This window comes from Calidifontimicrobium sp. SYSU G02091 (genome assembly GCF_022631395.1).
GTDB lineage: Bacteria > Pseudomonadota > Gammaproteobacteria > Burkholderiales > Burkholderiaceae_C > Calidifontimicrobium > Calidifontimicrobium sediminis.
On sequence record NZ_JALBGB010000005.1, the window covers coordinates 120616 to 143610 of the forward strand.

The window sequence follows — 22995 nt, forward strand, 5'->3', positions numbered from 1 at the left end:
GGGCATGGCGCAATTCGACGTCTACGCCAATCCGTCGCCGGCTCAGCGCGAGGCGTTCCCGTATCTCGTCGTGATCCAGAGCGACCAACTCGACCGTTTCGCGACGCGGCTGGTGATGCCGCTCGCGCGCATGTCGGTGCCCGCGGGGGCGATGCCGCGGCGGCTCTCGCAGCCGGTCGACATTGGCGGTGAAAGGCTGTATCCGGCGGCGCAGCTGTGTGCACCGCTGCCGGCACGACTGCTGCGCGAGCCGGTGGCCTCGCTGCGGCATGCATCGGCGTCGCTGGTCGACGCCCTCGACGCGGTGGTCAGCGGTGTCTGAGTCCGCGGCCGGCCGCCGTCCCAAGATCCCCGAGTCGGTGCTGGTCGTGATCCACACGCCGCAGCGCGAGGTGCTGCTGATCGAGCGCGCCGACCGGCCCGGCTACTGGCAAAGCGTCACCGGCTCGAAGGACGACACCGACGAGCCGCTCGTGCGCACCTGCGTGCGCGAGGTCGCCGAGGAGACCGGCATCGCGATCGGCGACGGCGGCGACGTGCCGCTGTCGGCGCTGCGCGACTGGGGCCTGGCCAACGTCTACGAGATCTACCCGGTGTGGCGCCACCGCTACGCGAGCGGCGTGACGCACAACACCGAGCACGTGTTCGGCCTGACGGTGCCGCGCGGCATCGCGGTCACGCTGAACCCGCGCGAGCATCTGCGGTTCGAATGGCTGCCCTGGCGCGAGGCGGCCGACCGCTGCTTCTCGCCGAGCAACGCCGAGGCCATCCTGCAACTGCCGCACTTCCTGCCGGACCCGCCGCCCGAGGACCGCCGACCGTGATCCGCCAGCACCTGAGGCAACTCAACCCGCTGCAGTCGACGCTGCTGCCGCCGTTCGACGGCGCGGGGGAGGTGCTGCGCGTGGCCACTTACAACATCCACAAGGGCGTGCGCGGTGTCGGCCCGAGGAAGCGCCTGGAGATCCACAACCTCGGGCTGGGCATCGAGGCGCTCGACGCCGACCTCGTGTTCCTGCAGGAGGTGCGGCTGTTCCATGCGCGCGAGGCGCGCCAGTTCGAGCGCACCTGGTTCGGCTGGCCGCAGCAGGGGCAGGCCGAGTTCCTCGCGCCCGAGGGCTACGACGTCGCCTACCGCACCAACGCCGTCACGCGTCATGGCGAGCACGGCAACGCGCTGCTGTCGCGCTGGCCGATCGGCGAGCCCGGCCACTACGACGTGTCGGACCACCCGTTCGAGCAGCGCGGCCTGCTGCACGTGCCGGTGCAGTGGCAGGGGCTGACGGTCCACGCCGTCGTCGCGCACTTCGGGCTGATCCACGCCAGCCGTGTGCGCCAGGTGCAGCGGCTCGCGCAGTACCTCGACGCGAACGTGCCGCGCGGCGAGCCGCTGCTGGTGGCCGGCGACTTCAACGACTGGGGCGAGAAGCTCGATGGCCCGATGGCCGAGATTGGCCTCACGCGCGCGCGCGCCGAGCACCTGCCGGCGTCGCACCGGCTGACGTTCCCGTCGCGCGTGCCGGTGTTCGCGCTCGACCGCGTCTACATGCGCGGGCTCGTGTGCCGCTCGACCTTCGTGCCCCGCGGCGGCGCGTGGGCCCGCATGTCGGACCACCTGCCGCTGGTGGCCGAGCTCGAACTCGCGTGACCGAGGGTCCGTTGCCGCCGGCGCCGGCGGTGGCTCCAGCGCCCGCGGCGGCCCCGACGCTGCCGCCCGCCGAGGCCCCGCCGGACCCCGGCCACCACGACCTGCGCTGGTACCTGCACCCGCGGGCGCTGTTCACCGGCGGCAACCGCGTGCGCCTGCTGCGCGGCGGCGACGAGATGTTCCCGGCGATGTGCGACGCGATCGAGCGCTCGCGCGACGAGGTGTGGCTCGCCACCTACATCTTCCACCACGACGCCGCCGCCAAGCGCGTCGCCGATGCACTGGCCGCCGCGGCGCGGCGCGGCGTGCGCGTGCATGTCGTCGTCGACGGCTTCGGCTCGATGTCGGCGCTGCCGACGCTGCAGCGCTGGTGGGCCGGCAGCGGCGTGCGGCTGACGGTGTTCCGGCCGGTGACGAACTGGCGTGCGCTGCTGCAGCCCGAGCACCTGCGGCGGCTGCACCAGAAGCTGTGCGTCGTCGACGCCGAGGTCGCTTACGTCGGCGGCATCAACATCATCGACGACCGCCACGACCTGCGCCACGGTCCCACCGCCGAGCCGCGGCTGGACTTCGCCGTCGAGGTGCGCGGCCCCGTCGTCGCGCCGGTGCTGCAGACGACGCAGGCGATGTGGCACCGTGCGTCGTTCGGCGAGGACTGGCCCGACCAGATGCGCGCGCTCGCGCGCGCGGCCGACCCGCTGGCGCGCGTGCGCGCGCTGCTGCGCGAGGTGCGCATCGTCGCCGGCGACAGCGTGCTCGCCGAGACGGCCGACGCGCCGATGCTGGCCGCCTTCGTCGTGCGCGACAACCTGCGCCAGCGCCGCGCGATCGAGCGCGCCTACATCGATGCGTTCCGCCGCGCGCGCACGCGCATCGACCTCGCGAGCCCGTACTTCTACCCCGGGCGCCAGTTCCGCCGCACGCTGCGCGACGCCGTCCAGCGCGGCGTGCGCGTGCGCCTGCTGCTGCAGGGCAAGCTCGACTACCGCATCGCCGGCTTCGCGGCGCGCTCGCTGTACACCGAGCTGCTGTCGCGCGGCGTGCACATCCACGAATACCAGGCCGCGTTCCTGCACGCCAAGGTCGCGCTCGTCGACGACGACTGGGCCACGGTGGGCAGCTCCAACATCGACCCGATGTCGCTGCTGCTCAACCTCGAGGCCAACGTCGTCGTGCGCGACCCCGACTTCACGCGCGAGCTGGCCGCCGAGTTCGACCGCGCGATCGCGCAGTCGCGCGAGGTCACGCGCCCCGGCCTCGCGCAGGGCCCGTGGGCCGTGCTGCAGCGCGCCGTGATGGCGTGGCTCGCGCGGCTGTACCTGCGCGTGGCCGGCGTCGGCGGGCGGTACTGACGGCGGCGCGTCGCCGCGTCGCGCTCAGCCGGGCGGCGGCGCGCCGACGACACCGAACTCGACTTCGGTGCGCACGTAGAACAGGTTGGCCTGCTCGGCCTCGAGGCGGCGAAACAGCGCGTCGCACTGCTCGGGCGTCAGCGCGACGACGACCTCGACCGGCTGGTCGGCGAGCTCGAAGAAGTGCGCTGCGTGCAGCCTGCCGTTGCGCCCGATGCCCTCGGCCGCGACCACCGTCGTGACGCCCTGCACGCCGACCTCGCGGCACACGCCGAGCAGCCAGTCGTGCACCGTCTGGCGGCCGTGGCGGCGGCCCTGCGGCGTGATGAACGTGACCTGGTAGCCCTTCATGATTCAGCCTCCGAGCGACGAAGGTGCGCGCGCGAACGCGACGGTGGCGATGCCCAGCAGCGTCATCGCGACGCTGCCCAGCAGGTGTGCCGCCGCGGTGGCCAGCGCCCAGCCGGGGCGGCCGGCCTGCAGCTGGGCGACGACCTCGGCCGAGAAGGTCGAGAACGTCGTCAGCCCGCCGAGGAAGCCGGTGACGATGAACAGCCGCCATTCGGGCGCGAGGCCGGGATGGCTGCCGAACCAGGCCACCGCGACGCCGATCAGGTAGCCGCCGACGAGGTTGGCCACCAGCGTGCCCGGCGGCAGCATCGGAAACAGGGCATTGAGCTGGGTGCCCAGCACCCAGCGCAGCAGCGCGCCGAGCGAGGCGCCAGCGCTGATCGCGACAATCGAGGCGAGCACGCGGTCCGTCCTTGTTGCGGGTGGGCCGCCGCGGGCGGAAGCGATGCGGCGCTACGCGACCGCCCGGCGGGCCGGTTCGCAGGCGTCATCGGCCCCGCGCTGGCCGGGCGGTTCGAGGAGGCATGCCATCTCCTGGCGCGCATCGTAGCGCAAGCCGCGGCGCGCGGCGCTGCGCGAGTCAGCGCACGGCGAGCGGGTCGTCGCCGTAGCGGTTGGGGCCGGGCGTGCCGCGCAGGAAGCCGTTTTCGATCAGCAGCCACAGCCCGCCGATGACCGGGATCAGCCCGACGAGCACCCACCACGCCGACTTGTCGCGGTCGTGCCAGCGCTTGATCGAGATCGCCAGCGACGGCCACAGCAGCACCAGCGACGCGACGGCGGTGGCCGTGTCCTCGTCGGCGCCGGCGATGCGCAGCAGCGCCGTCAGCAGCAGCCCGAGGCCGAGGATCGCCGCAACGCCGTACAGCCACCACGTGCGCCGCGAGATGCGCCCGTGCGCGCTGAAGAAGATCTGCGCCGGCTCCATCGGCGCGGAGCGGCGGGTGGCGGCGTCGGGTGCGTTCACGGCGAGGCGGTGCGTGGCGAGGCCGCGAGCATACGCGGGCGCCGCGACGCCGTGCGCCTTGCGTCTACGATCGCGCGGTGGCCGTGACATCCGACACCGTGGCGCTGTGCGCCGCGGCCGACCTCGTCGTCGAGCGCCCCGAGGGGCTGTACTGCCCGCCGGGCGACTTCTTCATCGACCCGTGGCGGCCGGTCGGGCGCGCCGTCATCACGCACGCCCACGCCGACCACGCGCGCCGCGGTCACGCGCACTACCTCGCCTCGGCAGCGAGCGCCGGCGTGCTGCGCGCGCGGCTCGGCGACGACATCGCGCTGCAGACACTGGACTGGGGCGAGGCGGTCGAGCACCGCGGCGTGCGCGTGAGCCTGCACCCGGCCGGCCACGTGCTCGGCGCGGCGCAGGTGCGGCTCGAGCGCGCGGGGCGCGTGTGGGTCGTCTCGGGCGACTACTACCTCAGCGCGCACGACGAGACCCAGCCGACCTGCATGCCGTTCGAGCCGCTGCGCTGCGACGTCTTCGTCACCGAGAGCACGTTTGGGCTGCCGGTGTACCGCTGGCGGCCGCAGGCCGAGGTGTTCGCCGAGATCGACGCGTGGTGGGCCGCCAACGCCGCGGCCGGGCGCGCGAGCCTGCTGATGGGCTACAGCTTCGGCAAGGCGCAGCGGCTGCTGGCGGGTGTGGACGCGTCGATCGGACCGATCGTCGTGCACGGCGCCGTCGAGACCGTCAACGCCGCGTACCGTGCCGCCGGCATCGCGCTGCCGGCCACGCACCGCGCGCACGAACTGGGCCGCGACGACCTGAAGCGCGCGCTCGTCGTCGCGCCGCCGTCGGTGCAGGGCAGCGCGTGGCTCAAGCGCTTCGGCGACTGCAGCGACGCGTTCGCCAGCGGCTGGATGCAGCTGCGCGGCGCGCGCCGCCGCCGCGGCGTCGACCGCGGCTTCGTGCTGTCGGACCACGCCGACTGGCCCGGGCTGCAGCGCGCCATCCGCGCCACCGGGGCAGCGCGCGTCATCGTCACGCACGGCCACGAGGCCGTGATGGTGCGCTGGCTGCGCGAGCAGGGGCTCGACGCGGCGTCGTTTCGCACCGAGTATGGTGACGACGTGCTCGACGACGATGCGGCGCCGGCGGCGGGCGCCGATCAGCCTTGAGGCCGCCAGCGGCGCGCGCCCGCTGCGCCGCCCAGCGCCAGCGCCACGAGCACCCATGTCGCCGGTTCGGGCACGCGCTGGATCCAGATCAGCTGATCCTGCTTGCCCGGCTGTCCCACCGAGCGCAGCACGTACAGGTCCTGCGTGACGGGCGTCCCGACGGAGGCGGCCAGCAGCGAGTTGGCGTAGGCCGCATGGCTGCTCGCATCGTTGAACGTGCCGCCGGTGAGCGAGACGTCGGTGTCGTAGATCGTGTTCCAGATCGCCAGCTGCATCGACGTCGACTCCTGCGAGGTGTCGACCCAGGTCGGCGTGCCTTCGACCAGGCTGACCAGCCGCGCCAGCCGGTCGACGACGGCGGTGGAGAACAGGGCGCTGGCCGGCATCAGCGTGAAGACCGCCGTGCCAGGTTCGCCGGCCATCTTCACTGAATACGTGCGGCCGGGCGAGGTGTCGAGGCTCTCGGCCAGATCGACGCAGTACATCTCGACCAGGGCGTTGTTGAACCGCGTGTCGCTCAGCCCGCTCAATGTCCCCTTGAAGCCGCCGGCCAGGCCTCGGTACGTGGGAGCGGAGACATTCACGGTGTGGCCGCTGCCGAACAGCCAGCCGTTCATCGTCAGTGTGGCCGCATGGGTGCTGGCCACCCAGGGCAGCAGGGCCATCGTGGCCAGCAGGCGGTGCAGGGTTTTCATGGGCATCGGGTCGGTGGGCTGCAAGGTCGGCCGCTGGCCTCGAGATGAGCCACGACGCTATCGCCCGGTGGTCCGACGCGCATCCCGCGACCCCGGGGTGAAGGGCTGAACCGATGCGCACTGACCCGCATCTCGGGGGGTATGCTGGAGCGTCGTCGCCGAAGCGGGAGGACGTGTTGCACTGGCGTGTTGCTCGGCGGCGCTCGCCGTCGTCGCACCGGCGCTTCCTGGCGCCGCGGTTGGCGATGGCGCTCGCGGGCATGCTGACGGCCGGCTGCGCCGGCCTGGAAGGACTGGCCCAGTTGGGCGCAAGCACGCTGTGGGCCGCGACGGCGCCGGTGCCGGCGTATTCGCTGTCGGTGGCGGCCATGCGCCTGCGCCGACCGCGCCCTGGCGCGGCGACGAGGCGCTCGCTCGCGACGGCTTGTGCCTGCGGCGTGTCGACGGCCTCGACCGCCTGCAGCGCGTCGCCGGCGCCAGGCTGCGCGACGGGCACGCCGAGCACGTCGCGCAGGCCCTCGCGCAGGCGCTGCGCGAGGCCGGACTGCCGTGTCGCGACGCACCGACGTCCGGCTTCGCACTGCACGCCGAGCTGCGCGCCCATCCCATCACGGGCCGTTGGGGCCAGACGGTGACGCTCACGATCGCCTATCGCCTATCGGCTGCTGCGGCTGCAGGATGACGTCGTGGTGTTCGCGCACGACATCGAGACCCGCGGCCACGCCCCGTTCGGGCGCGACCAGTGGCGCTACGCGGACCTCGTCGGCCGGGCGACCGAAGACGCGGTGCGGTCGAACGTGGCCGCGTTGCTCGAGCTGCTGGCGACGGTGCGCGTGGGCTCGCCCGAAGCAGGATTTCCAAGCGTCTTTGGCAAGACCCGGTCACCGGGGACGACGCCGGGTCTGCGGCGGGATGCCTTCCGTCGAATTGGGTGTCTCCACGCGCGCGGCGCACGCCGCCATCGCGGCTCGCGTCTGCGGCCCCACGAGGGCGACCGCAGGTTCACACGTGGTTGCGCGAGGAATCTTCGTCGATGACTGGCCGCTTCAGGGTGGCGGCGATGAGCGCGGTCAGCAGATCCGTTCCAGGCAGATTACCTGGCGCGAGGCCCAGCGCAAGTCTTGTCCGTGGGGTGGCTGCTCATGCCATGCTGCATCGACCTTCAGCGGTCAGACCGCAACCGCAATGAGCCCCCGAAGCCGTCATTCGGGTTGCGTTGCGCTATGCGGCCTGAAGCAAGAACTCGACCCTGACGGCGTCGAATGGGAACTCGACCTTCCCTTCCGGTGTGCGACTCAATACCCCCGCATCGAGCAAAGCCGTGATGTCACTGTGAACCGCTTTGACATCGCGGCCCGCCTTGCGGGCTGCCTCGCGTATCGACATCGGTCCCGCTCGGCACATGACCTTGAGAAGTTCCCACCGCTTGGCGGTCAGGACTTGCCAGAGCAACTCTGGCGTCGCGAACGCGATGCGTGCCTCACGCTCGCCTCGGCCCGTTCTCATTGCGTGGGCGGCATCGGCCAGAGTCTGCGCCAGAGAGCGAACTTCAAGTACGACCGTGTTCACGATTCCACCTCTTCACTTCCGACTCGAAGTCGACCATGAGTTGTTCCGGCGTCGTGAAGGCATAGGCCGATTCCACGTTGCCGATATGACGGTGACCGCCCTTGCCCCTTTCGCTGTCGTACCGCAGGACGCACTGCCCGCGCACCACATAGGCCAGCCTGTACTTGAACGGGTGCGCTGCTGGTGGGACCGGCTTACGCACCCGCCAAACGACGACCTCGACAAACGCGTCTGCCGCCATCACGACCCGCCGACGGATCAATGGTGAGGCCATCATTGATAGAAATGATGCCAACACGCACAAGTGTTGGCAATCGATCCAACATTCGACGCCCTTCGAACCTGTGATGCCCAAGAGGCGCGTCCATGCCAGCCGCGCGAAGGCGCACGGCACGGCGGCACTGTCTCATATGACTGCAAAACCGTCTTTGTGCGGTCGCAGCCTGCATGCGCAGGGTCGCGGCCGGGCGCGCCGGAGCGTCCTCCTAAAATGACAACGAGGACTCTCCTCACTGTCGTTACCAGTCATACAAGTAAGCCGGGAGCGGCCTTGAACGCAGACCTGCAAAGGCTGGCGAGCCTGTATCGAACGATGGCGCGGATTCGCGCCTTCGAAAACGCCGCCGAGGCCGCGAGCCAGGGCGGCGTCAGCGCCTACGGCAAGGCGGCTGACGGCACTGCCAAGGTGCGCGGACCGCTGCACCTGTCGACCGGGCAGGAGGCTGTGGCCGCCGGCGTGTGTGCCCACCTGCGGCGCGACGACTACCTCACCTCCACGCACCGTGGCCATGGCCATACGCTTGCCAAGGGCGCCGACTTGGGCCGCATGATGGCCGAGCTGTTCGGCAAGGCCACGGGCTTCAACGGCGGCAAGGGTGGATCGATGCACATCGCCGATTTCTCGGTCGGAATGCTGGGCGCCAATGGCGTAGTGGCCGCAGGCCTGCCGATCGCGGTGGGCGCCGCGCATGCGCAGAAGCTGCAGCGGCGCGACGCCATCACGGCCTGCTTCTTCGGCGACGGAGCCATCAACCGCGGGCCCTTTCTCGAAGCGCTCAACTGGGCGCGCGTCTTCCAGCTGCCGGTGCTCTTCGTGTGTGAGGACAACCGCTGGAGCGCCACCACCGCCAGTGGCCCGATGACTGCCGGCGAGGGTGCCAGCGTGCGTGCCGCGGCGCTGGACATCGCCTCTGAGCGTGTGGACGGCAACGACGTGCTGGCCGTGTATGCCGCTGCCGGCCGGCTGGTGGACGCTGTACGCAGCGGGGCCGGGCCGCGTCTGCTGCACGCCGTCACCTACCGCGTCAAGGGTCATGTGTCGGTTGACCCGGCCGCCTACCGCGACCCAGCCGAGCTGGCTGCCGCGTTGAAGACCGACCCGATTGCCCGCGCCCGCGCCGCCTACCTGGCGCTGCCCGGCGCGCAGATGGCGACGTTGGACACCATAGACGCCGAGGTCGCCGCCGAGGTGCAGGCCGCGCTGGACGCCGCCGAGGCCGCGCCCTGGCCCGACCCGGCCGCTGCCTTCACCGACGTGCAAACCACCGGTGCGGGGGTGTGGGAGTGATGACTACCATGACCTACGCCGAGGCCGCTGTGGCCGCGGTGTCGCACGAGATGGAAGCCGACCCGAACGTGGTCGTGCTGGGCGAGGACGTCGGCCGTGGCGGCATCTTCGGCCAGTACAAGGGCTTGCTGCAACGCTTCGGGGCCGAGCGCGTCATCGATACGCCGATCAGCGAGGCCGCCATCCTGGGTGCTGGCGTCGGCATGGCACTGGCCGGGCTGCGGCCGGTGGTCGAGATGCGGGTGGTCGACTTTGCCCTCTGCGGCATGGACGAGCTGGTCAACCAGGCGGCCAAGAACCGCTACATGTTCGGCGGCCAGGGTCGCGTGCCGATGGTGGTGCGCATGCCGAACGGCATCTGGGACGCCTCGGCGGCGCAGCATTCGCAGAGCCTGGAGGCGTGGTTTGCGCACCTGCCCGGCGTCGTCGTCGTCGCACCTGCCACGCCGCAGGACAACTATTCGCTACTGCGCGCTGCGCTGGCCTGCGGCGACCCGGTGGTCTACCTCGAACACAAGACCCTGTGGGGCAGCGCTGGCGAGGTCGATGTCACGCAGACCGCCACGCTCGGGCGCGCGCGTGTGCTGCGGCCGGGCCGACACCTCACACTGGTGAGCTGGAGCCGCCAGCTCCAGGCCTGCGCTCAGGCTTGTGACGTCCTGGCTGCCGACGGGGTGGAGGTCGAGCTGATCGACCTGGCCACCATCTGGCCTTGGGACCGCGAGACGGTGCTTTCGTCGTGCGCCCGCAGCGGCCGCTTGCTGGTGGTGCACGAGGCGGTACAGGTCGCTGGCTTCGGTGCCGAGATCGCCGCCACCGCCGCCGAACACGTAGGCTGCAAGGTGCGCCGTCTGGGCGCGCCCCGCATCCCAGTGGGCTATTCGCCGGTGCTGGAGGCCCAGTCCCGCATCGGCGTACCCGACATCCTGGCCGCTGCGCGGTCCGCGCTGGCCTGATCGTTCCGCACCCGCTGCGACCATGCCAGTGCCCAAAGAACAACAGGAAGACCCCGCCAGCCCCGATGCACAGAGCCGCGTGCCGCTGGCGCTGGAGGATTGGCTTACCGTCATCGTGATGGCCGCGCTGGCGCTCATCACCTTCGCCAACGTCGTGGTGCGCTACCTCACGAACCAGTCGTTCGCGTGGACCGAGGAGATCTCTGTCTTTTTGATGATCGTGCTGGCGCTGGTGGCCGGCTCGGCAGCGGTGGCGCGCAACCGGCACATCCGCATCGAAGCTTTTGCCGACAGCGGCAGCGCCGTCCGGCGGCGCATGCTGGCGCGCTTCGGGGCGCTGATGGTGGCGCTCCTCTTCGGTGTCATGGCCCTGCTCAGCGCCAGGCTGGTGTGGGACCATATTAGGTGGGAGGAGACCTCGCCCGGGATCGGCGTGCCGCAGTGGTGGTATTCCGTCTGGCTGCCGGTGCTCAGCGTTGCCATCGCCGCACGCGCGCTCGGCCTGTTCGCGCGTGTCGGGCGCAAGCGAGCTGCCCGGCCGCACAAGGTGAACTCTGCTGACGGCTGGACGGAGCCGCCGCAGTGATCGGTGCCCTGCTGTTCGCAGTTTTCGTCGCGCTGATGGTGGCCGGCGTGCCCATTGGCGCCGCGCTGGGTCTGGCTGGTACCGCCGCCATCGCGCTAGCCAATGCCGGCACGCAATGGTTCGGCCTACTGGCCGTGCCACAGAACTTCTACGCCGGCTTGGGCAAATACCCGCTGCTGGCGATCCCGATGTTCGTGCTCGTGGGCACCATCTTCGAGCGCTCGGGCGTGGCGTTGCGCCTGGTCAATTTCGCCACCGCCATCGTCGGCCGAAGGCCCGGCATGCTGCCGCTGGTGGCCATTGCGGTGGCCATGTTCCTGGGCGGCATCTCGGGGTCGGGTCCGGCCACCGCGGCTGCCGTGGGCAGCGTGATGATCGCCGCGATGACGCGCGCCGGCTATCCGCCGTCTTATGCGGCCAGCGTGGTGGGTGCGGCGGCGGCCACCGACATCCTGATCCCGCCGTCGATCGCCTTCATCGTCTATTCGGTGCTGGTGCCCGGGGCCTCGGTGCCAGCACTGTTTGCCGCCGGCATGGTGCCCGGTGTGCTGGTGGGCCTGGCGCTGATCGTGCCCACGGTGTGGCTGGCTCGGCGCCATCGCATGGGCCAGCTCGAGGCGGAGCTGCCGAAGCCGCCGTTTTGGCGCAGCCTGCGCGAAGCCAGCTGGGGCCTGTTTGCGCCGGTGCTTATCCTGGGCGGCATGCGTGCCGGCTGGTTCACACCCACCGAGGCCGCGGTGGTGGCGGTGTTCTACGGCCTGTTCGTCGGCATGGTGATCCACCGCACGATCGGCGTGCGTGACCTCTTCGCGATCCTGCGCGACGCCGGTGAGTTGTCGGCGGTGATCCTGATCGTCGTGGCGCTGGCCGGCATCTTTGCCTACTCGCTGTCGACGCTGGGGCTGATCGACCCCGTCACCAAGGCCATCGTTCACAGTGGTCTGGGCGAATGGGGTGTGCTGGCACTGCTGGTGTTGCTGCTCGTCCTGGTGGGCATGGTGCTGGACGGGGTGTCGATCTTTCTCATCTTCATCCCGCTGCTCCTTCCGGTGGCCACGGCCTTCCAGTGGGACCTGGTGTGGCTGGGCGTGCTGCTGACGCTGATGGTGGCGGTGGGCCAGGTGACGCCGCCGATCGCTGTCAACCTGATGGTGGCCTGCCGCATCGCTGGTGTGCGCATCGAGGACACGCTGCGCTGGGTGCTTTGGCTGTTGGCGGCGCTGCTGGTGGTGCTGCTGCTGGTGATCCTCTTCCCCTCCCTGGCGCTGTGGCTGCCGCGTGCGCTGGGCTATTGACCGCCTACTTTTTCCAACGCGAGGAGACTGACGATGCACGTGCGTTCCTTCCTGAAGTTCACTCTGGCGGCCACTGCGCTGGCCGCCGCTGGGCTGGTCCAGGCTCAGGCCCAGGCCCCGCTGCCCGCGGGCTACAAACCCGAGTACAAGATGAGCCTCGTGGTGGGCACCGCCTTTCCCTGGGGCAAGGGCGGCGAGATCTGGGCCAACCTCGTGCGCGAGCGCACCCAGGGCCGCATCAACATCAAGCTCTACCCCGGCGTGTCGCTGGTGCAGGGCGACCAGACGCGCGAGTTCACCGCCATCCGCCAGGGCGTCATCGACCTGGCGATCGGCTCGACCATCAACTGGTCGCCGCAGATCAAGGAACTCAACCTGTTCTCGCTGCCCTTCCTGATGCCCGACTACAAGGCCATCGACGCCCTGACGCAGGGCGAGGTCGGCAAACAGATCTTCCAGATCGTCGACCGCGCCGGCGCTCTGCCGCTGGCCTGGGGCGAGAACGGCTACCGCGAGATCACCAACAGCAAGAAGCCGATCAAGTCGCCCGATGATCTGAAAGGCCTGAAGATCCGTGTGGTGGGCTCGCCGCTGTTCCTGGATACCTTCACCGCGCTCGGTGCCAACCCCACGCAGATGAGCTGGGCCGACGCGCAGCCTGCGCTGGCCAGCGGCGCGGTCGACGGGCAGGAAAACCCGATGTCGGTCTTCACCGCCGCCAAGCTGCACACCGTGGGTCAGAAGTACGTGACGATGTGGGGCTACGTGGCCGACCCGCTGATCTTCGTCGTCAACAAGGACGTCTGGGCCAGCTGGACGCCGGCCGACCAGGCGATCGTGCGCCAGGCCGCCATCGATGCCGGCAAGGAGCAGATCGCCATCGCGCGCAAGGGGCTGGCCGAGGCCGACAAGCCGCTGCTGAAGGAAATCGCCGCTCTTGGCGTGACCATCACGGAACTGACCCCGACCGAGCGCGAAGCGTTCGTCAAGGCTACGCGGCCCGTGTATGAGAAGTGGAAGGTGCAGATCGGCGCCGGTCTTGTCGACGCCGCCGAGAAGGCGATCGCGGCACGCAAATGAACGCCAGTGGCCGCTGAATGACGAGGGCCTCCCCGGGGGGCCCTTTCTTCTTGCACAAGCGCCCCGCGCGTCGCTACACGGGCGCGGCCAAAGCGCCCTTCACTGCCAGCCCCTCGAAGACGGGCGGGTGCGTGACGGTGGACTTCAGCTCCGGCCGCGGCCAGCTCAACGCGGCCGGGTCGGGCTGCGGCCGCGACATTGCCACATTGGCGGCCAACAGCTGCTCCAGCGCATGAGCATGGGTCAGCAGTTCGGCGCCGCCGCGCAGGCGGCCGATGAGCTGCAGGCCGAAGGGCATGCCCGTTTCGTCGCGCCCGCTGGGTAGCGCCAGCGCCGGGTGCGCGGACAGCGTGACGCCGTAGCACAGCGCCAGCCAGCGGTAATAGTTGGCCATCAGGGAACCGCTGATCAAGTCCCGCGCTTCGTAGTGGCCCGTCTTGTCGCCCTGGCGATGGGCGGCAACGATGGCGGTCATGGACCAGATGACCCTGGCAGCGGCGGCCGATGCGTCCGCGGGATTCGTGCGTTTCCGCAAACCCACGCGGCGCGACGCGTTCCTGGCCGAGATGCAGACACTGGTGCCGTGGGCGCGGCTGGTGGCGCTGATCGAGCCGCACTACCCCAAGCCCGGCAACGGCCGCCCTCCCGTGGGCCTGGAGCGCATTGCGCGGCCACCTGCTGCAGCACTGGTTCAACCTGGCCGACGCCGCGTGCGAGGAAGCGCTGTACGACTCGGCGGCGCTGCGCGCCTTCGCCGGCATCGACCTGGGCCGAGAGCCGGTGCCCGATGCGACCACGATTCTCAAGTTCCGCCACCTGCTGGAGCGTCACCATCTGGGTCAGGCCATCTTCGCCGAGGTGGGTCGCATCCTGCAGGAGTGCGGCCTGCGCCTGAGCGCGGGCATAATCGTGGACGCCACGATCATCGCCGCGCCGAGCTCGATCAAGAACGCCGAGCAGCAGCGCGACCCCGACATGAAGCAAACCCGCAAGGGCAACCAGTGGCACTTCGGGATGAAGGTGCACGTGGGCGCCGACAGCAAGACCGGGCTGGTGCACAGCGTCGTGGTCACCAGCGCGAACGTGCACGACAAGCACCCGCTGCCCGATCTGCTGCACGGTGCGGAACGGCGCGTGTACGGCGACCGGGGCTACCAGGGCTGTACGGACATCATCAAGGCCGCGGCGCCGCAGGCGTGTGACTTCACGAACCGGCGCGTGCGCAAACCCGGCGGCGAGGACGAGGCCGAGCGGCTGCGCAACCGCACCAAGAGTCGCAACCGCGCGCGCGTCGAGCACCCGCTCCACGTCCTCAAGCGCCTGTGGGGGTTCGCCAAGGTGCGCTATCGCGGTCTGGCCAAGAATGCCAATTGCGTCTTCACGGCGCTGGCGATGGTCAACCTGTACATGGCTGCGAGGCGCGTGCCGGCATTGGTGCGCCCGTAGTGGGCCCATCATGGCCCGGGTGGGCGCCGAAAGGCCCCCTGCAAGGCCCTCGGGGCTACAAACTGCGCGAAAACGCTCCGTTTCGCCCCGCGCAGGACGATCTCGCCGCGGCGCGGGGGGCTTGATCAGCGTTTCCCTAAATCATCAGCTCGCGAATGGTTGGCAGTTCCTTCCGACCCGCGCCTTGCGTGTGAGTCGCGCCGAGGCGGCTGTGGGGACATGAGCATCGGTGCGGCGCAGGCGTGATCGCAGCCGGCGTTGCCCCGCGATCTCAGCGTGCCGCCAGCGCGCAGCGCGCCACCTCGATCAGCGCGTCGTCGGCCGTGGCCGCGTGCACGACGCCGTCGACGCGTGGCGCGCCCTCGAGCCCGACGACGAGCTTGCCGAACTGGCGACCGAAGGCGACTTCGCTGAGCGTGCCGAAGTTGTCGCCGATCGCCACCAGGCACAGCGCCGCGCGCGCAATGACGGCGTTGCGCGCCTCGCCGATGCCGGTGGCGAGCACGACGCTGGCGTACGGGTTGGCCTCGGCGGGGTCGTCGCCGGGCAGTATGCCGATTGCGATGCCGCCGGCGTCGTGCGCGCCGCGGCACGCACCTTCCATCACGCCGGCGCGGCCGCCGCAGATCAGCGCCAGCCCCATGCGCGCGATGCCGCGGCCGACCGCCTCGGCGGCGGCGACCTGCGCCGGCGTGGCCTGCCGCGGACCGATGACGCCCACCGGCACGCGCAGGGGGCGCGTGCGCTGGCGCGCGGCGACTTCGGCGATCAGGGCCTGCAGGTGGGCGGGGGCGGATGCGGTCACAGGTGCTTCTCGTGGCGGCTGCCGATCCAGGCGCCCACCGTCATGATCGTCGAGCACGCGGCGGTGATCAACAGCGCCAGCGCCGCGGCGGCCGGGAAGTCGGAGCCGGTCTCCGAGATCAGGCTGTACAGCTGCAGCGGCAGGATCTCGAGCCGCGTGCCCACCAGCGCGAGCGCGGTGCCGTAGGCGCCGAAGACGACGGCGGCGATCAGGCAGCCGCTGGCGACGATCGGTGCGGCCAGCTGCGGCAGCATCACCTGCCGAAACGCCTGCGCCGGTGTGGCGCCGAGCGACTGCGCGACGTCGAGCTGCGCGCGGTCGAAGTTGACGAACACCGGCAGCACGCCCATCACGACGCGCGGGATCAGGTAGTACGACGACGCGAACGCGAGCCCCGTCGGCGTGAACAGCGCCTTGCCGACGACCGCCGCGTCGGCGCCGGCCAGCGCGAGCAGCTGCGTGACGAGCCCGGCGCGGCCGTAGGTCAGGATGAAGCCGTAGGCGACGATCAGCCCCGAGAACGTCAGCGGCAGCGCGATCACGAACGCCAGCAGCGTGCGCCGGCGCTCGTCCATGCGCGACAGGTGCAGCGCCACCGCAACGCCCACCCCCAGCGACAGCGTCGACGCGACGAGCGTCAGCACCGTACTGCCCACCAGCGACGGCCAGAACGTGGGCATCGCGACGACGCGTGCGAACGCCGCGAGCCCCTCGCGCAGCGCGTCGACGACGACGGCGGCCACCGGCAGCGCGAAGAACAGCGCCAGCAGCAGCACGGCCGGCGCCGCGAGCAGCGCGAAGGTGGCGCGCGTCATCGCCGGCTCAGCGCACGCCGGTGGCCGCGACGTAGCCCTGGTCGATTTCGGCCTTCTTCGCCGCCGCGGCGCGCACGTCGAGCGGGCGCACCTGCGGTGCGGCCGGCATCTTGTCGGCCACGCTGGCCGGCAGCGCGATGCCGGGCACGCTCGGGCGCACGAAGCCCTCGGCGAAGATGCCCTGGCCGAAGTCGCTCATGACGAAGTTCAGCCACAGCTTGCCGGCGTTCGGGTTCGGCCCGCGCTCGACGAGGCTGATCGCGTACGGCGCCGCAGCCGACGCTTCCTTCGGGATCACGACGGCCACCGCATCGCCCAGGCCGTCGGTGTACTTGGCTTTCAGGCCGTCGTTCTCGTACGAAATCCAGATCGGGATCTCGCCCTTGACGAACTGCGCGTACGGCGTCGTGCCGAGCACGCGCAGCACGTTGCCCGACTGGTGCAGCCGCCCGAGGTAGTCCAGCCCGGGCTTGACGTTGTTCATGTCGCCGCCGTTGCCGAAGTTGGCCGCGAACGTCATCACCTGGCCGACGCCGGTCGATCGCGGGTCGAGGTAGACGATGGTGTTGCGGTACTCGGGCTTGAGCAGGTCGGCCCACGACTGCGGCACGTTCCTGACCAGCTTGGTGTTGACGACGAAAGCGATCGTCAGCGAGTGGATCGTGAACCAGCGCCCCTCGGGGTGGCGGAACACCTCGGGCAGCTTGTCGAAGTTGACCGGCTTGAACGGCGCGACCAGCCCCTTGTCGGCGGCGTCGACCGCCGACGCCGCGAAGTAGTACGCCGTGTCGGCCTGCGGACGGTTGCGCGCCTTGTCGAGCGCGACGACGGTGGCCGCCGAGCCGAGGTCGTTGTAGACGATCTCGACGTCGGGGTAGCGGGCCTTGAAGGCGCGGAACTGCGCGGCCCAGTTGGCCCAGGTCGGTCCGGTGTCGAAGCTGACCACCATGCCTTCCTTGCGCGCGGCCTCGTACAGCGCGCGCTCGCCCGGGTACAGCTCGGGCGTGTTGGTCACGTTCTGCGCTTGCGCCCACAGCGCGGGCGGGATCAGCGCCGCCGTGCCGGCCACCAGGATCGTTCTGCGTGTGCTCATCGGGGACTCCTCTCGTCGGGGTGGGAAGGGACTACGGGTGGGCCAGGAACTGGATCGCCGCCACGGGCACGTGCACGCGGGCGAACGTCTCGCGCGACGTGGTCTCCAGCTTGAGCACCGCGTCGCCGACGCCGAGGTCGAGCTGTCGCGTCGCGCCGAAGAAGCGGTCGTTCAGCACGCGCGCATCGAACACGTTGTCGCCGCTGGCGTCGGCGGCTGCCGGCTCGAGCCGCTCGGGGCGGATCAGCAGCCGGAGCGCCGTGCCGGCGGCGCGCCCGTGCGGCATCGTGCGCAGGCGTCCGAGCGCGCAGTCGACGTGCTCGGCGTCGGCGGCGCGCGCATCGAGCACGTTGGCGCGGCCGACGAAGCCGGCGACGAAGCCGTCGACGGGGCGGTCGTAGATCGCCTGCGGCGTGTCGCACTGCACCAGCCGCCCGTCCTTGAGCACTGCGATGCGGTCGGCCAGCGACAGCGCCTCGTCCTGGTCGTGCGTGATCAGCAGCGCCGCGATGTGGTGCATCTTCTGGATGCGTCGCACCTCGTCGCGCATCGCGACGCGGGTGGCCGCGTCGAGCGCCGACAGCGGCTCGTCGAGCAGCAGCGCCTGGGGCTCGAACGCGAGCGCGCGTGCGAGCGCCACACGCTGCTGCTGCCCGCCCGACAGCTGCGCCGGCAGCCGTTCGGCGAGGCCGGTGAGGCCGACCATCTCGAGCATCGCGTCGGCCCTGCGCCGGCGCTCGGGCGCCGCGACGCCGCGCACGCGCAGCGGGTAGGCCACGTTCTCCCACACGCGCATGTGCGGGAACAGCGCGTACGACTGGAACACGATGCCGCAGCCGCGCGAGGCGACGCTGGCATCGGTGACGTCGCGCCCGCCGAGCCGCACGCGCCCCGACTCCGGGCGCAGGAAGCCCGCGATGAGCTTGAGCAGCGTCGTCTTGCCGCAGCCCGACGGCCCGATGCACACGAGCAGTTCGCCCTGCTGCAGCTGCAGCGACAGGTCGAAGATGCCGGCCTTGCCGCCGGCGTAGCGGAACGTGACCCGGTCGAGCTCGACGGCAGCGCCCATCGTCGCGTCTTTCGTGGCCCTCAGGGCGCGCGCAGGCCCAGGCGCGTCGCGCGCTGCGTCGACAGCGCCCCGCCCACCGACGCCGCGAGCGCGAGCACGAGCAGGATCACGGTGGCCGCACACGCGAAGCCGGTGGCGCCGTAGAACGCCTGCAGCAGCACGACGGGGTAGGTGCGGTTGAGGAAGCCCGCCACCAGGTTCGAGAACTGGAACTCGCCGACCGACAGCGCCGCGACGACGATCAGCCCCGACAGGATCGAGTGCCGCAGCGACGGCAGCACGATGTGGAAGAAGCGCTGCAGCCCCGAGCTGCCCAGGGACTCGGCCGCGTCCTCGAGCACGTGAAGGCCCAGGCGCTGCATGTCGGCCACCACCGCCTGCAGGAAATACGGCAGCGCGAGCACGATGTGGCCTGCCGTCAGCAGCCACACGCTGCCCAGCCACGGCAGCTGGTCCGACGAGAACACGAGGATGAAGCCGAACGCGAGCACCAGCGGCGGCAGCGCCACCGGCAACTGGTACAGCGCGCTGGCCAGCGCGCGGATGCGCGGGCTGCGCGCACGGTACACCGCGTAGGCCAGCGGCAGGCCGATCGCCAGACACGCCGCGCAGGTCAGCGCGCCGACGAGCAGGCTGGCCGTGAACGCGCGGCGAAAGCTCGGGTCGTGGGCGACCTCGAGATACCAGCGCAGCGTGAAGCCGGTCGGAAACAGCGTGTTGAGCCACAGGTCGCCGAACGAGCCGACGAACAGCAGCGCGATCGGCGTCACCAGGTACGCCAGGTACAGACCGGTCACGACACGCGGCAGCATCGGATCCCGATCATGATGCGTCGTCGCCATGTCGGCGTGATGACGTGGTGGACGTCGTGGGGGTCGCGCATCGATCGGCGACTGTGCCAGCCGGGCCGACGACGGACTTGACGGCCGTCAAATGGTCGCCGCGGCGCGCGGTCGGCTCAGCGTCGCACGTGGACGCGCTGGCCGTCGCGCATCGTGCTGCCGGGGTAGAGCACGACCTGCTCGCCGTCGCGCAGGCCGCTCTCGATCCACGCGGCGTCGGCGTGGCGGTCGCGCACCTCGACCGGCCGCGCGCGTGCGCGGCCGCCGTCGACGACGAACACGCGCCAGCGCGCGCCGTCGCGCACCAGCGCCGCGCTCGGCGCGAGCAGCGCACCGTCGTGCGCCGCGGTGACGATGCGCGCATCGACGCGGAAGCCGTCGCCGAGCGCGCGCCCCTGCGCCGCGGCGGCGTCGAAGTCGACGATGACGTTGACGCGCTGCTCGTCGATGCCCAGCGCCGAGACCTTCGTGAACGCCACCGGCTCGACGCGCGCGACGGTGCCGGGCAGCGTCGGCGCGCCGGGCCCCAGCGACAGCGTCACCGCCGCGCCCGGCGCGATGCGCAGCGCGTCGCTCGACAGCACGTCGACCACCGCCTCGAGCGCGCCGGTGTCGCCGATCTCGAGCAGCGGCTGGCCGACCGCGACCGGCGCGGCGCTGTCCAGGTGCAGCTTGACGACGCGGCCGTCGACGGGGCTCTTCAGCTCCCAGCGGCCCTCGACGCGCGCGCCGGGCGCCGGCTCGGCGCGCGCGAGCGCGGCGCGCGCCTCGGCCAGCGCGTAGTCGGCGGCGCGCTGCTCGGCGCGGCCGGCGTCGAGCGCGCGCTGCGCGGCCTGCTGCGCGAGCACGGCCTGGTCGCGCGCCGACGGCGCGATGAAGTGGTCGCGCGCGAGCTGCTGCGCGCGCTCGGCGTCGATGCGCGCCTGCGCCAGCGCCGTCTCGAGCCGCGCGACCTGCGCCGCGGCGGCCGCGCGCGCGGCCTCGGCGCTGCCCACGCGCTGCTGCAGTACGGCGCGCGTGCGCGCGTCGATCATCGACGGCGCCGACGGCGTCAGCACCGCGACGACGTCGCCGGCGGCGACGGCATCGCCGACCCTGAGCACCGGGCGCGCGAGCTGGCCCGAGGTCGGGGCGGCGATCACGTAGCGGTTCTTCAGCCGCAGCCGGCCATCTTCCTCGATGGCCTGCTCGAAGCGGCCGGTCGTGACGGCGGCCACGTCGACGACGATCGCCCGCGGCTGGAAGGCCCACGCGGCGAGCGCGACGACGGCAGCGACGGCGGCGGCTGCGCCGGCCCAGCGGCGCCACTTGCGGTTCGGACGGCGGTCGTTCATTCACGCACCTTGAGGACGGCCACGAGGTCGAGCCGGTCGACCTGCCGGCGCACGATGAGCGCGCTGGCCACACCGGCGGCCAGCACGATGAGCGCCGCCAGCGCGTAGGTCGACGGCTCGATCACGACCGGGAAGTCGATGTTCTCGTGCGACATCAGCTGCATCAGCAGGTGCGCCAGCGCCCAGCCGAGCAGTGCGCCCACGGGCAGCGCCAGCAGCAGCTCGGCGCCGAGCTCGGCCAGCAGCAGCACCGAGACCTCGCCGCGCGTCATGCCCAGCACGCGCAGGCTCGCCAGCTCCCACGCGCGCTCCGACAGCGCGATGCGCGCGGCGTTGTAGATGATGCCCACCGCCATCGCGACGGCGAACAGCGTCTGGATCCCGCTGAACACGCCGATGTTGCGCGACGTGCGCTCGTCGAACGTCGTCATCGACGCCTGCTTGTCGAACACGGCGCTGATGCCGGGCGCGGCCTTCACCGCGGCCCAGAAGGCGGGCAGCGCGTGCGGGTCGATCTGCAGCGCGGCGTCGCCGGCGCCGTCGCCGTCGCGTGCGAGGCGGTTCATCGCGCCGAGGCTCATGTACAGCTGCTTGCCGAACATCATGTGCACGACGTCGACGACCTCGACCTCGGCGCGCGTGCGGTGCCACAGCCGGAACTCGACGGTGACGCGGTCGCCCACGCGCGCGCCGATCGCGTCGGCCAGCAGCGCCGACATCACGACGCCGTCGGGCGGCAGCGCGACCGGGCCGCGCTGCTCGTCGACGAGACGCAGCAGCTGCGCGCCGGGCGTGAAGCCGGTCATCACCGTGTCCTCGCTGCGCCCGCGCAGGTGCACGCGCACCGGCTCGCTGCGGTAGACCTCGGCGTCGATCACGCCCGGCAGGCGCTGCAGCTCGCGCGTGACGGTCACCGGCACCGGGTTGTGGAAGTCCACGAGCACGTCGGCCTGCTGCACCTGGCGGTACTGCACGTCGACGATGTGCGCGATCGCATCGAGCCAGAACGCACCGGCGATCTGCAGCGCCACCGCCAGCGCGATGCCGGTGACGGTGAACGCCGCGCGCAGCGGCCGGCGCTCGAAGTTGCGGATCACCATCAGCGCGCCGGCGCCGACGTGGCGCCCGAAGCCCAGGCGCTCGATCAGCGTCGGCTTGTACGCCGGCGGTGCCGGCGGCAGCATCGCCTGCGCGGGCTTCAGGCGCACGACGGCGCGGATCGCGGCCCAGGCGCCGAGCGCCGCCGTCGACGACGCGATCAGCGCCGCGGCGCCGACCAGCCACGGCGCGGTGTGGTACGCGAGCCGGTTGAAGCGGAACACCTCGTCGTACAGGCCGAGCATCAGCCGGCCGATCCACACCGACAGCGCGAGCCCGACGGCCACGCCGAGCCCGGCGATCACGATCGCGAGCTTGATGTAGTGCCACGCGATCTCGCCGTCGCGGTAGCCCAGCGCCTTCAGCGACGCGATCTGGCTACGCTGTGTCGCGACCTGGCGCCCGAGCACGACGTTGAGGATGAACATCGCCACCGCGAGGAAGATCGACGGCAGCACGGTGCCCAGCACCTTCAGCTGCGACAGCTCGTCGCGCACGATGGTGGCCGACATCTGCTTGTCGCGCCCGACGGCACCGATCGCGCCGTACGGCTCGAGCAGCCGGTCGAGCGCGTCGAGCACCGGCGGCAGCGGCACGCCGGCGTGCAGCCGCAGCGCGAGCTGGTTGAACGCGCCTTGCATGTCGAACGCGTGCGCCATGCGCTCGTCGTCGATCCACCAGATGCCGAAGGTCTCGTCGTCGGGCGCGCCGCCGCGCGTGGCGAACACGTACTCGGGCGTCGCCGCGGTGCCGACCACGCGCACGCGCTCGCGCCGTCCGTTGAGGATCGCGTGCACCGTGTCGCCGGGCCTGAGGCCGCGCGCGACCGCGAAGCGGTCGCTGACCACCGCCTCGAGCGCGCCGTCGGCCTCGGGCCAGCGCCCGCTCTTGAGCGTCAGCGCGTTCAACCCCTGGCGGGCGGCGTGCACGCGCGCGAGGTCCAGCCCGATGAAGCGCCCGGTCACCGGTGCGTCGACGCCTTCGACGTCGACCTGCGCGTCGTAGACGACCTCGGTCTTGACCTCGGCGACGCCGTCGATCGCGGCGATGCGCGCGACGAGCGCCAGCGGCGCGCGCCGCACCGAGGCGAACACGTCGGCCAGGCGGTTGTCGCGGTAGAACGCGTCGCGCGCCTCGAGCAGCGACGCGTGCACCGAGAACAGCCCGACGAAGCCGGCCACGCCGATCGCGACGACCAGCGCGATCGTCAGCACCTGCGCGCGCAGCCGCTTCAGGTCGCGCCACAGCTTGATGTCGAGCGCCTTCAACGCGC

The 22995-nt window shown here is 71.4% G+C and carries 27 protein-coding genes and 1 riboswitch; of the genes, 13 read left to right on the forward strand and 14 right to left on the reverse strand.

The features are described 5' to 3' along the window. The first annotated feature begins 4 nt into the window (after nucleotides 1-4). From MOJ79_RS05300 to clsB, 4 genes are read left to right on the forward strand one after another with little or no spacing between them, the layout of a single operon-like run. Nucleotides 5-322 (forward strand): CcdB family protein, encoded by a 318-nt coding sequence (locus tag MOJ79_RS05300; RefSeq protein WP_241923184.1) that lies wholly within the window; start codon nucleotides 5-7, stop codon nucleotides 320-322. Then, on the forward strand, nucleotides 315-824 hold the full coding sequence (gene nudB, locus MOJ79_RS05305) for a dihydroneopterin triphosphate diphosphatase (RefSeq protein ID WP_241923185.1): 510 nt from the start codon (nucleotides 315-317) through the stop codon (nucleotides 822-824). Before MOJ79_RS05300 ends, nudB begins: the two co-directional genes overlap by 8 nt. An 11-nt stretch (nucleotides 825-835) precedes the next feature. Beyond that, a complete protein-coding gene (locus MOJ79_RS05310) occupies nucleotides 836-1648 on the forward strand; it encodes an endonuclease/exonuclease/phosphatase family protein (protein WP_241923232.1) in 813 nt (270 codons plus the stop codon). After that, nucleotides 1645-3000, forward strand: coding sequence for a cardiolipin synthase ClsB (gene clsB, locus MOJ79_RS05315; protein ID WP_241923186.1), 1356 nt, complete (start codon nucleotides 1645-1647; stop codon nucleotides 2998-3000). The genes MOJ79_RS05310 and clsB overlap by 4 nt, the downstream gene beginning before the upstream one ends. 24 nt (nucleotides 3001-3024) lie before the next feature. Here the strand turns inward: clsB and MOJ79_RS05320 are convergent, their stop codons facing one another. The 3 genes from MOJ79_RS05320 to MOJ79_RS05330 form a co-directional block, all read right to left on the reverse strand. After that, nucleotides 3025-3351: a DUF190 domain-containing protein gene (locus tag MOJ79_RS05320; protein ID WP_119288093.1), complete on the reverse strand. Its 327-nt coding sequence runs from the start codon at nucleotides 3349-3351 to the stop codon at nucleotides 3025-3027. 3 nt (nucleotides 3352-3354) lie between these two features. Then, nucleotides 3355-3753, reverse strand: a complete 399-nt coding sequence (crcB, locus tag MOJ79_RS05325; RefSeq protein WP_241923187.1) for a fluoride efflux transporter CrcB — start codon at nucleotides 3751-3753, stop codon at nucleotides 3355-3357. 72 nt (nucleotides 3754-3825) lie between these two features. After that, a riboswitch (Fluoride riboswitch) is annotated at nucleotides 3826-3895 on the reverse strand. A 36-nt stretch (nucleotides 3896-3931) separates the two neighbouring features. Next, entirely contained in the window at nucleotides 3932-4318 is a 387-nt protein-coding gene (locus MOJ79_RS05330) for a DUF805 domain-containing protein (protein WP_241923188.1), read from the reverse strand. A 77-nt stretch (nucleotides 4319-4395) separates the two neighbouring features. Between MOJ79_RS05330 and MOJ79_RS05335 the strand changes: the two genes are divergently transcribed. Beyond that, on the forward strand, nucleotides 4396-5472 hold the full coding sequence (locus tag MOJ79_RS05335) for a ligase-associated DNA damage response exonuclease (RefSeq protein ID WP_241923189.1): 1077 nt from the start codon (nucleotides 4396-4398) through the stop codon (nucleotides 5470-5472). On the opposite strand, the gene MOJ79_RS05340 is transcribed toward MOJ79_RS05335, so the two are convergent. Then, on the reverse strand, nucleotides 5463-6167 hold the full coding sequence (locus tag MOJ79_RS05340; RefSeq protein ID WP_241923190.1) for a PEP-CTERM sorting domain-containing protein: 705 nt from the start codon (nucleotides 6165-6167) through the stop codon (nucleotides 5463-5465). The genes MOJ79_RS05335 and MOJ79_RS05340 overlap by 10 nt on opposite strands. A gap of 319 nt (nucleotides 6168-6486) precedes the next feature. Here MOJ79_RS05340 and MOJ79_RS05345 point away from each other — a divergent pair, with 319 nt between their 5' ends. Beyond that, nucleotides 6487-6849: a hypothetical protein gene (locus tag MOJ79_RS05345; RefSeq protein WP_241923191.1), complete on the forward strand. Its 363-nt coding sequence runs from the start codon at nucleotides 6487-6489 to the stop codon at nucleotides 6847-6849. 4 nt (nucleotides 6850-6853) lie between these two features. After that, entirely contained in the window at nucleotides 6854-7204 is a 351-nt protein-coding gene (locus MOJ79_RS05350) for a hypothetical protein (RefSeq protein WP_241923192.1), read from the forward strand. Nucleotides 7205-7388: 184 nt separating this feature from the next. Here MOJ79_RS05350 and MOJ79_RS05355 read toward each other — a convergent pair whose 3' ends face one another. Continuing rightward, complete coding sequence (locus tag MOJ79_RS05355) at nucleotides 7389-7736, reverse strand: HVO_A0114 family putative DNA-binding protein (protein WP_241923193.1); 348 nt, start codon at nucleotides 7734-7736, stop codon at nucleotides 7389-7391. Further along, on the reverse strand, nucleotides 7717-8091 hold the full coding sequence (locus MOJ79_RS05360; RefSeq protein ID WP_241923194.1) for a toxin-antitoxin system TumE family protein: 375 nt from the start codon (nucleotides 8089-8091) through the stop codon (nucleotides 7717-7719). The genes MOJ79_RS05355 and MOJ79_RS05360 overlap by 20 nt, the downstream gene beginning before the upstream one ends. A gap of 237 nt (nucleotides 8092-8328) precedes the next feature. Between MOJ79_RS05360 and MOJ79_RS05365 the strand changes: the two genes are divergently transcribed. Genes MOJ79_RS05365 through MOJ79_RS05385 form a run of 5 tightly spaced genes read left to right on the forward strand, consistent with a single transcriptional unit; the run spans nucleotide 8329 to nucleotide 13220 of the window. Beyond that, nucleotides 8329-9303 (forward strand): thiamine pyrophosphate-dependent dehydrogenase E1 component subunit alpha, encoded by a 975-nt coding sequence (locus MOJ79_RS05365; protein WP_241923233.1) that lies wholly within the window; start codon nucleotides 8329-8331, stop codon nucleotides 9301-9303. Beyond that, entirely contained in the window at nucleotides 9303-10259 is a 957-nt protein-coding gene (locus MOJ79_RS05370; protein ID WP_241923195.1) for an alpha-ketoacid dehydrogenase subunit beta, read from the forward strand. The genes MOJ79_RS05365 and MOJ79_RS05370 overlap by 1 nt, the downstream gene beginning before the upstream one ends. 22 nt (nucleotides 10260-10281) lie before the next feature. Further along, nucleotides 10282-10845: a TRAP transporter small permease gene (locus tag MOJ79_RS05375; protein ID WP_241923196.1), complete on the forward strand. Its 564-nt coding sequence runs from the start codon at nucleotides 10282-10284 to the stop codon at nucleotides 10843-10845. After that, on the forward strand, nucleotides 10842-12140 hold the full coding sequence (locus tag MOJ79_RS05380; RefSeq protein WP_241923197.1) for a TRAP transporter large permease: 1299 nt from the start codon (nucleotides 10842-10844) through the stop codon (nucleotides 12138-12140). The genes MOJ79_RS05375 and MOJ79_RS05380 overlap by 4 nt, the downstream gene beginning before the upstream one ends. Before the next feature lie 33 nt (nucleotides 12141-12173). Next, entirely contained in the window at nucleotides 12174-13220 is a 1047-nt protein-coding gene (locus MOJ79_RS05385; RefSeq protein ID WP_241923198.1) for a DctP family TRAP transporter solute-binding subunit, read from the forward strand. Between the two features lie 73 nt (nucleotides 13221-13293). Here the strand turns inward: MOJ79_RS05385 and MOJ79_RS05390 are convergent, their stop codons facing one another. Beyond that, complete coding sequence (locus MOJ79_RS05390) at nucleotides 13294-13695, reverse strand: amidase family protein (RefSeq protein ID WP_241923199.1); 402 nt, start codon at nucleotides 13693-13695, stop codon at nucleotides 13294-13296. On the opposite strand from MOJ79_RS05390, the gene MOJ79_RS05395 reads away from it, so the two are divergent. Continuing rightward, nucleotides 13694-14666, forward strand: a protein-coding gene (locus MOJ79_RS05395) for an IS5 family transposase (protein ID WP_241923200.1) whose coding sequence is annotated in 2 segments (ribosomal slippage) — nucleotides 13694-13884 and nucleotides 13883-14666 — 975 coding nt in all. Because the reading frame shifts where the segments join, the coding sequence is not laid out codon by codon here. The two genes, MOJ79_RS05390 and MOJ79_RS05395, sit on opposite strands and share 2 nt — an antisense overlap. A 271-nt stretch (nucleotides 14667-14937) precedes the next feature. Here MOJ79_RS05395 and MOJ79_RS05400 read toward each other — a convergent pair. The 7 genes from MOJ79_RS05400 to MOJ79_RS05430 form a co-directional block, all read right to left on the reverse strand. Further along, nucleotides 14938-15471 (reverse strand): lysine decarboxylase, encoded by a 534-nt coding sequence (locus tag MOJ79_RS05400; RefSeq protein ID WP_241923201.1) that lies wholly within the window; start codon nucleotides 15469-15471, stop codon nucleotides 14938-14940. Then, on the reverse strand, nucleotides 15468-16286 hold the full coding sequence (locus MOJ79_RS05405) for an ABC transporter permease (protein WP_241923202.1): 819 nt from the start codon (nucleotides 16284-16286) through the stop codon (nucleotides 15468-15470). Before MOJ79_RS05405 ends, MOJ79_RS05400 begins: the two co-directional genes overlap by 4 nt. 7 nt (nucleotides 16287-16293) lie before the next feature. Next, entirely contained in the window at nucleotides 16294-17379 is a 1086-nt protein-coding gene (locus MOJ79_RS05410; protein WP_241923203.1) for an extracellular solute-binding protein, read from the reverse strand. Between the two features lie 31 nt (nucleotides 17380-17410). Beyond that, nucleotides 17411-18448 carry an ABC transporter ATP-binding protein gene (locus MOJ79_RS05415; protein ID WP_241923204.1) on the reverse strand — a complete coding sequence of 346 codons (1038 nt, stop codon included), beginning with the start codon at nucleotides 18446-18448 and terminating at the stop codon, nucleotides 17411-17413. A gap of 20 nt (nucleotides 18449-18468) precedes the next feature. Beyond that, nucleotides 18469-19260 carry an ABC transporter permease gene (locus MOJ79_RS05420; RefSeq protein WP_241923205.1) on the reverse strand — a complete coding sequence of 264 codons (792 nt, stop codon included), beginning with the start codon at nucleotides 19258-19260 and terminating at the stop codon, nucleotides 18469-18471. A gap of 146 nt (nucleotides 19261-19406) precedes the next feature. After that, nucleotides 19407-20624 (reverse strand): efflux RND transporter periplasmic adaptor subunit, encoded by a 1218-nt coding sequence (locus MOJ79_RS05425; RefSeq protein ID WP_241923206.1) that lies wholly within the window; start codon nucleotides 20622-20624, stop codon nucleotides 19407-19409. Continuing rightward, nucleotides 20621-22990 carry an ABC transporter permease gene (locus tag MOJ79_RS05430; protein ID WP_241923207.1) on the reverse strand — a complete coding sequence of 790 codons (2370 nt, stop codon included), beginning with the start codon at nucleotides 22988-22990 and terminating at the stop codon, nucleotides 20621-20623. Before MOJ79_RS05430 ends, MOJ79_RS05425 begins: the two co-directional genes overlap by 4 nt. Between the last annotated feature and the right edge of the window lie 5 nt (nucleotides 22991-22995).